Source organism: Methanosphaera sp. A6 (assembly GCF_001729395.1).
In the GTDB taxonomy this organism is placed as follows: Archaea; Methanobacteriota; Methanobacteria; order Methanobacteriales; family Methanobacteriaceae; genus Methanosphaera; species Methanosphaera stadtmanae.
The window spans coordinates 1-9,414 of record NZ_MAIF01000167.1 but is presented as its reverse complement, the minus strand read 5'-3'; the positions used below and the strand labels follow the sequence as shown (position 1 = coordinate 9,414).

4 protein-coding genes are annotated in these 9,414 nt (G+C 30.1%); 3 read left to right on the top strand and 1 reads right to left on the bottom strand.

The annotated features are described in order from the left end of the window. Positions 1–36: 36 nt before the first annotated feature. The 3 genes from A9758_RS07370 to A9758_RS07360 are packed head-to-tail and all read left to right on the top strand — an operon-like array spanning position 37 to position 3,181. Complete coding sequence (locus tag A9758_RS07370; RefSeq protein ID WP_069776353.1) at positions 37–900, top strand: energy-coupling factor transporter transmembrane component T; 864 nt, start codon at positions 37–39, stop codon at positions 898–900. Further along, positions 888–2,588: an ABC transporter ATP-binding protein gene (locus tag A9758_RS07365; protein WP_011406694.1), complete on the top strand. Its 1,701-nt coding sequence runs from the start codon at positions 888–890 to the stop codon at positions 2,586–2,588. The genes A9758_RS07370 and A9758_RS07365 overlap by 13 nt, the downstream gene beginning before the upstream one ends. Further along, positions 2,576–3,181, top strand: a complete 606-nt coding sequence (locus A9758_RS07360; RefSeq protein WP_011406693.1) for an ECF transporter S component — start codon at positions 2,576–2,578, stop codon at positions 3,179–3,181. The genes A9758_RS07365 and A9758_RS07360 overlap by 13 nt, the downstream gene beginning before the upstream one ends. A 305-nt stretch (positions 3,182–3,486) precedes the next feature. Here A9758_RS07360 and A9758_RS07355 read toward each other — a convergent pair whose 3' ends face one another. After that, entirely contained in the window at positions 3,487–9,222 is a 5,736-nt protein-coding gene (locus A9758_RS07355; RefSeq protein WP_011406692.1) for a cobaltochelatase subunit CobN, read from the bottom strand. Between the last annotated feature and the right edge of the window lie 192 nt (positions 9,223–9,414).

The window sequence follows — 9,414 nt, the reverse complement described above, 5'->3', positions numbered from 1 at the left end:
AAATATTAAATTTAAAATTTTTTGGATAGAAAGAAAATGAAGATTACACGAATTCATCCAGCAATTTTTATAGTGTATTTTCTGATTCTGATAATATTTGCATTTTTATTTAATAATCCATATTATGTAATAACCTATGGGATATTAATACTAACCTTAATTGCATTACAAGGATCAATAAGTGAAATTAAAAGTACTACTAAGGTATTTTTACCAGTAATACTTTTTATTACCTTATTAAACACTATTTTTACACATGTTGGAGATACACATATTTATATCTTTGGATCATATTATGTAACCTTTGAAGCATTAGTATATGGTGTAATTATGGCTGTAACTTTCTTTTTAGTTACATTAACATTTATAGCATACAACACTTATGTATCATATCAGGATATGCTTTATGTATTTTCAAAAAAGTATCCTAACTTATCTATGATAATAATAATGTCTCTGCGATTTGTTCCATTGATACAAAAAAGAAGTAACGAACTTCTTGAACTGTCAAAATTAAAAAATAGAAATGAAGACTTGAAATTTACAGAAAAAACATCAGAATTAATTCAAAATTTAGGATTGGTAGTTTCATGGTCATTAGAAGAAGCTATGCAATCTGCATCATCAATGAAATCTAGAGGATATAATATAACAAAAAGAACAAGTTATCTTAGATATGACTTTAATAAAATTGACGTACTTCTTACAGTACTTATATTAGTAACAGCAACAATATCTGTGTATGGATTATATAATGGTGTTGGATCAATCATGATTTATCCAAAATTCACATTTACATTTAGTCAAACACCATTTAACATATATTACTTTGCATATGTTGTACTGTTATTACCATTTATAATTATTGAAATTTGGGAGAGAATACTATGGCACTCTTAGAGGTTAAAGATTTTAGTTTCAAATATAATGAAGAAAAGGTCTTAAAAGATATTAATTTTAAGATAAATGAGGGTGAGTTTGTATTACTGTGTGGTCCATCAGGTTCTGGAAAAACAACTCTGTTAAACAATATTAAAAAAGAATTAAAACCGGCAGGGGATACTTATGGTCAAATATTCTTTGATGATATTTTAGTTGAAGAGTTAGATGATGAAAAATCAGCTTGTGATATAGGTCTCATGTTTCAAAATCCAGATGCACAAATTGTAACAGATACTGTTATTCAGGAAATTGCATTTCCCCTTGAAAATATTGGATTACCTACTGATGAAATAAGAAATAGAATTGCAGAAATGTCCACATTCTTTGGAATAGATAAATTATTACATGAAAATGTTAATAATCTATCAGGTGGACAGAAACAATTAGTAAATCTATGTTCATTGTTGGTTTTAAAACCAAAACTCCTACTACTAGATGAACCTACAAGTCAACTAGATCCAATAGCATCATATGATTTTTTAGCAATGCTTAGAAGATTAAATGAAGAATTTTCAATTACAATTATAGTGACTGAACATAAAATGGATAATATTTTTCCATTTGCTAATAAAGTAATTTATCTACAGAATGGAAATTTAAAATACATCAATGATTCAAGAAATATTTGTGATGATATTAAAGATGATGAAGTATTTAAGTACTACATGCCAGAGGTTACAAGGGTAAATTTACTTCTTAAGGACAAATTTGATTCAATTAAAGATGTGGAAGTTGCACTTAGTGTTAGGGAAGGAATTCAATTACTAAATAATATGGATGATATTATTAAAGACATTCCTCTTCAAGCATTATCTAGAATTAAAGTAGAAAATACTGATGAATTAGTATTAGTAAAGGATTTATGGTTTGGATATGAAAAAGAAAATGTAATTCTTAAAGGAATTGGATTTAATGTTAATAAAGGAGAATATATTACAATTATTGGTGGTAATGGAAGTGGAAAAAGTACATTTCTAAAACTTCTTGCAGGTCTAATAAAACCAGTGAAAGGTAAAATAAAGTATGCTAAGAACACTAAAATCAGTTATGTTCATCAAAATCCTATGGTTCAATTTACAGAAGATACTGTGCTAAAAGAATTATCCAATATTCGTGAATCAAAAATTGAAACAGATTTTAACTTCAATCCATTTAACAAATCAAAAAAAGAGAATGAAATAGATAAATCAATAAATAAAACTATTGAATTATCTGATTATGCTATGGAACTTGTTGATTATTTTGATATTAGAAAAATTCTTAATAACCATCCCTATGACTGTAGTGGAGGGGAACAACAAAAAATAGCTTTTATTAAAGCATTACTTGATAATCCTGATATATTAATATTGGATGAACCTACTAAAGGTTTAGATCCAATATCTAATCATAAATTAGGTGAACTTCTAAAACAAGTTAATAATGAAGGGACAACGATAATTATGACTACACATGATTTATCTTTTGTAGCAGACAGTGTTGAAAGATGTGTAATGATCTTTGATGGTTCGTTACAATTAGATACAACACCGACACAAATATTTTCAAGTAATAACTTTTATACAACTTTTGTAAATAGAATGGTTAAAAACTATTTACCAAAAGCAATTTCAATTAAGGATGTGAAAGAACAATGGAGCTTATGAATATATTAACATTAATAATTTCATTATTGGTGGCAGTTGGATTTATAGGTGTAATATTCAGAATGTTTGAAAAATCAAAACCTTCTGTAGAATATATTGTTATGTTAGCAATATTAATTGCTATAGCAGTAGTTGCAAACTTTATAGGTTCAATATTACATATAGATCTAGTTTTCTTTATTGTTATAATGGCTGGAGTGGTCTTTGGAAAAGAAAGTGGATTCTTGGTAGGGGCCTTATCTATAATAGTATTTGGACTAATTTCTGGTGCAGGTATTGGAACATGGACTCCATATCAAATGATTGGATTTGGTCTACTGGGATATACTTCTGGTTTATTTGCTAATAAAATGGAAAGTCTTCCATTTAGAGCAGTTTTTGGTTTATTATGGGGATTCATATATGGTTGGATTACAAACATATCATGGTTTTATTTTGTACCAATTTCAGTACCTTCTATAATAAGTACATATACAGCAAGTATATTCTATGATGCATCACGTGGGATATGTACATTAATATTATTAGTAATTGCATACACATGGTTTAAAGAAATATTCCAACGTAACAAAGAAAAATATCAATTAGAATAAATTCTAATTATTTCTTTTTTTTACTTTTTTATTATTTTAATAAGAGTTAATGTAGATGGTTAGTTAGTGTATTTTTATTATATTCACCATAGTCTATTATTTTAAAGACATGCTTGTTATTTTTATAGATTCTTTTAGTAAAACTTACTTTCATGATGTGTAAGTTTATTTAAATTAAAAGTTAATTTTTTTAAAAAAAAGATTTAATTCTATTTTTAAAGAACTAATTATTTATAAAAAAAATAAAAGAAAAAAAGGGGGGATTTTTATTTTATTATTTATTAAAGTATCATGTATGATATTTATTAATCTCCACGAATATCTTTTCTTTTGAATCCAACAAAGAAAAGAAGTGCTATTAAAACAATAGCTACAAGATAACCGAATGAAACAGCTGATTTATTTGAAGCAGCTTTTCCTCCACTTTTCTCACTTACTTCGTAAGCAGTTGCAGTTGCAGTTGCAGCAACAGCTGCTGAGGAACTACTTGCTGCTGAGGAACTACTTGCTGCTGCTGATCCTGCAGAGGATGCACCAGTACTTGATGTACCAACATCAGAACTTCCACTATTTTTTTGAGTACTATTTCCAGTAGATGCACCATCAGCATTACCTGAATCTGCATTACCTGTACTATCACCGCTTCCAGTACTGTTGGAATTACCATCAGCATTACCATTATTGTTGGAAGTGGAATTAGAACCTGTATTTGTACCATTAGTGTCTTGATTTCCAGTGTTGTTTCCATTGTTGTTATTGTTTGTTCCATTACCAGAATTTGCACCATTGTCGTTAGAAGCTACTCCTGCAAGTTCACCATTAGCATTACCAGTTGTTGACTGAGAAGATCCTGTTCCAGTGTATGATCCAATTCCACCTACACTTCCAGTATCTGCTCCATCTTTGAAAGAATCGGAACCTATTGCAGTTCCTCCATCTCCACCATCACTAGATGTTCCACCACTACTTCCAGAACCAGTTCCATCACCACTACCACTACCTTGACCAGTAGTAAGTCCTTGTTCTGTTGCAGCATTCATTTCATTAGCATAACCTGCCATATCAATACCCATTGCAGTTCCAGTTTTAATAATCCATTTATTAAATTCTATGTTACCACATGTGTGGTGACAACATGCAACACCGTATTTTACTACAATACGTGTATATGTTTTTACAAGATCGTATACTAATTTTTTATCGGTTGTTTTCCAATAACCATCTTTTAATAATGTTAAGGACCAACCAATCATGGATTGCATAGCATAAGACTTATAATCAGCATCTACAACTAAATATTCACTAGTTACAAGATTTTTCACTGCTTGAGTATATAATTCATTACTAACTGCACCTGTGTTGTTTCCTTTGTTAGTTTGTAAAATAGCTTTACCATTTTCATCTTCAAGATAACCTTGTGTTGTGAATATTGTTTTATGTAGGTTTTCCCAGTTAGCAGCCATTTGGTTCCATCCACCAACAGAAGATGTCATACCTTGTAACCATTTTGGATTTATTAAGGTAGTTCTTATTTCTTTACTTACTTCTTGGGATAATGTATTTGAAACTATATTGTTTCTGTTACGTATATCAAGAAGCATTGTACTTGGTGTTGCACCATGTATGTTTGCTGAATTTAGAAGACCACCAAACCAATCAGTATAATCATCTGAATCAAGATATCTCCATGTACTATCTAAATCTTGGATTATTAGATTTACGTTGGATAATAACCATACAAATAATTCTGTCTGATTTGTTTTAACAACAATATTACCATTAGCATCAACAGTCCATGCATTGTTAAGTCTAGATTCATATACACTAGCTATTTCTTCCTGCACACTTTTTGATGACTGGGTTAAATTACCAATGTTATTTATTCTATCTGAAACTCCGGTACCTTCTAATTTGTTTCCATTAAGTCCAAATAATCTGAATGTACTTGGGAATTTAGCATAATGTTTTTTAACATAGTTATCTTCAAAACTTTCATTTAAAGCATTTACCTGATCTACTGCACTTGTTAATAAACTTAGCCAGTATGGGTTGTTTGATACAATTGTAGCAAAAACATCTATTCTTGGACGTTGATATACTGTTCCATCAATAGTTATTGTAAGTTCATCAAGAGGTATAACTTCAGTACCATTTACTTTACCTGTTCTATCCCATGTAGGTTTTACTCCAAGTAAGTATAGGTATTGTGCAAGACTTATACCTTCTGTACGAAGTACTTCTGTACCCCATATAACTTCTGCAACTAATTCTGGATAGGTATCTTCTCCAAGATCTTTCATATATTTAACTAATATTTGATTAATAGAGTTTACTGCTGATGACCATGCAGCTTTAGATGGCATTTTAGTTGTATCACTGTTATACATTGAACGTCCTGTTGGTAGAACATCACTTGCTGCAGGTTCTCCTGAAAGACCAGGAGCAACGTATCCGCCACCAAGAGCTGTCATAATAGCTTCCCATTCATGATTGTCTCTTACACTATTAATAAGATTCATAATATCATAAAGATCTTGATAGAAACTACTGTTTTTATCTTGATTTTTTTCTTTAGCTATTTTTTCAACATTTTCAAGTGTGGTATCTAATACTAAGCTTGTTACAATGTTGTTAAGTGTTGCTTCAATTGCTGTTTGATAAGGTTTGAAGTCACGGTCTTGTACTTTTTCATAATAACTTCCATTGATATTAAAGTAAAGATTCATGATGTTTTGCATGATATTGGTTCTTGAAGCACCAATAACACTTATTCCATCGATCATTTCAGTACTGTTCCATACATAACCAATTTTATGAACACCATATGTTATTGTATCAGAACTTAATCCTTCAATAACAGCATGTATAGTTTCTAGCCATGCATCGAAAGCTTCATCACTATTTACATATTCATACATTCTTTTTATATACTCATCAAAAGTCATATTTTTTGCAGATGTATGATTGAAGTAGTTTTCCATTGGTTTATTTAATGATGCAGATAAGCTAAGTATAGCTGCTCTTTTTTCATTTATTAATGCAGTATCATTTACTGAAACTGCATAGTTATATTCATCAATGTATTGGCTCATCTTTGTAAATGTTGGTGCTGAAAATGAACTATTTACACTTGTAAGGTTTAATATTAATTCTTTATAGTAAGCCATATTGCTTGCATCACCTAATTTTTTATTAGCTGTGTAATCTGATATAGCTTCACTTAATTTAGAATATTCACCATAAAGTGTTGATGCAGTAGTTACAGGTGTCATGTGTGTAATTACCTGTGCAAAACTTCTTTCTTTAGCAGTCATACCTTCCCCAGGGTTAGATACAATATATGGGTAAATAATCGGTGTTTTGATTAATTGGAATGGCCAATCTGATTCTTGGAGTCCTAAAGTACGTCCAGGTAACCATTCAAGTGTTCCGTGTGTTCCCATACTTATCATTGCATCCACACTGTTATTTTCTTTTCCCAGATAATAACTAGTAAGATACTTGTAAAATGCCACATATTGTTGTGGTGGTGCTAAATCAGGACTATGATAGTCTGTTACTGATTCCCAACCCCTTGCAGGTTGAACAGTAATAAACACATTTCCAAAGTACAATCCAGGAATTACTAGGTAACTGTTATTATAGATCATAGATCCATTACCTAATCCTTTACCCCATGAGTTTACAAGTTGTTGTTGTAAATTTGTAGGTAATTGATTGAACATTAATTGGAATTCAGATTTACTGATTAGCTGATGATTTTTGACAAGTTCATCATAGTTATCTTTTACATATGATTTAAGATATCCTGAAGCCCAATTACCTTTGTTACCAATATTGAAAATCATTGTAGTTAACTCCTCTGTTGTAGGAATTTCACTTTTCTTCATTCCAATATCATAACCAGCATCGGCTAATTGTTCAAGTAAATCATGTGTACTGGTAAATACATCTAAATAAGATGCACCAATATTAGCTTTACCTGGTGGATAGTCATATAGTACAATAGCTATTTTCTTCTTGGAATTTTGAGTTTCTTTAAGTTTAGCCCAACCATTAACTAATTCAACGTGTTTTTTAACACCACTGTCAATCATAACAGTTGATTTAGTTGTATTTGAAATGTATGAAATAGGTAGGGCACCTATTATTCCTTCAAATTGGGATATTGTTACCTTATATGTCCATTCATTTTGAGGACCATATTGACTATGATAACTGTATTCACTTATTCCACTTAAAGCATTCAAAATTGTAATATTCATGTTTTTATATGCATTTATAGTTGTATTTGTTCCCATTTGAGTATATGAAGTTGACCATGAATATAAAGAACTTCCAGCAACAATTCCTCTTGAGAAACCTTTTCTATCAGTAACTGCTGTTTCTAATAGTTCGGTCATAGTAGGATGTGTGGTAGCATATTGATATAAACAAAATGCTGCTCTTCCTTGTCTTTCAAATTCTTTAATTAAAGCTTCAACTTCTGTTGTTGTCTGATAATAACTTATTATAACAACAAATGATCCTTTAATATTTACATGTTTATTGTACCAATTCTCAAATTTTCTGAATACATTCACAGGTTTCTGATTTTCTAGAATCCATGGATTATAATATTCTGTCATCCAATTTAGACTTCCAGCTCCATCATTGTTATAACCTGGTGCTTGTTGTATCCATTTATTTATCAATTTATTGCTTGGAGTAGGAACAGACATTTTATATCCTGGGTAATAAACACCCCATTGTGGTCCAGCTAAAACAGGTGTTCCACTATCTGTTCTAGTTGGGTTGTAGTCACTTTCTCCAAGTAAATATAATATATAATGATACAAGTTTTTCATATTGGTATTAACTACTGTAGCATCTTTTATAGCTTCAGCTTGCCAATATGATCCAACATAGGTATTTTCTATGGATTCAACAGGATTAACTCCAAGGAATCCCCAACCTAGTTCTTGTAATAACATTTGATCAAATATACCAAAAGTATATGCAACTCTGTTGTGTTGTGAAGCAGGTGAATTTTTAATAGCATCTATATCTACTCCAAATCCCTGTCCTTTACTATACATATCTACTAGAATAAAGTTTGCATAATCTAACATCCATTGATGAGATACATCGTATGAACTATTTAGATTATAGCTTTCTAGGAAATAAAATCTATCACTAAGTTTTCTTAATGCGTCAAATTTATTTCTTTGACCATCATTAGTACTTCCAGAGTATGTGATAATAGCAAGATCAGGTATAAACACATAATTAAACCGTTCTGTGGTGTTAATTATACGTATATCCTCTTCACCTACTGCATAGGTTCCATACTTAAATTTAACTGTATAAAGTCCTGGAGCTAAGTTTTTTATAACATAGTTTCCATTAGAGTCTGATGTAACCTTTGCAATAACTTTACTTTTATTAGTTACTGTTATCACAGCACCTCCAACACCTAAAGCATCCTCTTCATCACCAACATAACTATCAGAAGATTTATTGTAAACACAAGTTACTTTACCTTCTAAGTTATACTTGTTTTGAGCTTGCTTTAATGATGTTAATTGTTTTAGTGAGGACATATTTTTTGTTGCAGATAACTGCTTTATTGTTTCTGCCTCTTTTATTGATGGTTGTGTAGTGTTTAAACTAACTTCTTGTACTGAATTATTTTTAGTAGTACTTGCTTTTGCTTTACTACTTGCTTTTGTACTACTTTGGGTAGTACTTGCTTTTGAAGAAGTAGTTTTTTTTGCCACATTATTACTAGTAGTTACTTGATTTGTATCTGATTTTTTATTTGTTGTTATCTTTACACTTGTTTGTTGTGAACTCTCTTTTACTGTTTTAATACTGGATGAACTGGATATGTTACTTGTTGATATGTTACTTGTTGACATGTTACTTGTTAATTCATGAATTTCATATGTTGAAATTGAACTCTGATGTACTGGTATATCTGTAGATTCACTTGCTGGCACTGTTGTACATACTAAGAGAACTAAGAATATCATACATAATGAAAAGGTCTTAATTTTCATCACATATTACTCTCTTTTTTTTGTTAGTGTATTCAACAATTCTTAAAAAAATCATTAATTTAGTTCAAAAATATTGAATAAGAATACACTAATAGTAATTAGTATTATATTCTTTATATAATTTTGGTTTTTTTTAAATTTAAAAAAAAGTTCTATGGTATTTTGAGGATTATAAAATACCATAGAACTTTT